Source organism: Acinetobacter sp. M5A5_2a (assembly GCF_053345265.1).
Map to the genome: position 1 here is coordinate 1 of NZ_JBKEZV010000025.1, position 1,023 is coordinate 1,023.

The window sequence follows — 1,023 nt, forward strand, 5'->3', positions numbered from 1 at the left end:
TAATCAGCCACCAAAATCATTAAATGCAAGTATTATTATTGATGGTCATACAGATTTTTATGAGAAAGGTACTGAAAGTGAAGGAAATTATAGTTTCCGAACATTAGTCAGCCCTACCATTATTAATGGTGATAAAGGGGTTAACATAAGAACAGTAGGAAAAACTAAAGATGATAATTTAGTTTTACAAGCTACTGGTATTACTTCAAAAAATGGTGACGTAAAAATAGAATCAAATAAAAGTATTTTATTTGATGCAGCTATTGAGCAAAGCTATGATCTGACTACGACTACTGAAAAGAAAAAATCATGGGGTGGTTTAAAGAAAAAGTATATTACGACTGTTTCTGAAAATAATGACACAAATGCAGCTTCAGTTGATATTTCTGCAAAGAATATTTCTATTGAAACGAAAAAACTAGATCCGTCAGTAGCTGCTCAAACTCCAGATAATAATATTGATATTTATTCTGGGCGTTTTAATGCTGAGGGTGGAACAATTTCGATTAAATCTGGGGGAAATCTTAACTTTTACACTGTGGAAGAATCTTCTAGCAGTACAGTGGATGTTACAAAGAAAACCTCATATTCTAAACTTATCTCACTATTAGGTTCATCGAAAACTACTACTAATACAACACGAACTCAGATTAGTGAATTACCTGCAAATTTAAAAGCAGATTATATTAATACACAAGCGGTTGATAAGACGAAACTTGAGGGAACAGAGTTTGAGTATTTAAAAGGTGCAACTATTGAAACTGGAGGAACACTTGAGTTAATAGCCGCTAAGACATCTATTACAGAGCTCTTTAAAAAAGAAAAAAGCTCATTAGCTTGGCAGGCTATGCAGGATAAAGGCTCAATTACTGAAACTGCTCAATTACCGAGTTTTAATGGACCAGTTTTACCTACCTTTAAAGCTGCAGGTGGTTTGAGTGTACAAGTTCCAATAAGTGAAAAAGACGTTAATAAGGTGGAGCTACGTGATGCGATTCTTGATTTATCTAAAAAACCAGGAAA

General features: G+C 33.5%; 1 pseudogene. It reads left to right on the top strand.

The features are described 5' to 3' along the window. Window positions 1-1,023, top strand: a pseudogene (locus ACLBWE_RS19105) (hemagglutinin); the annotation flags it as partial.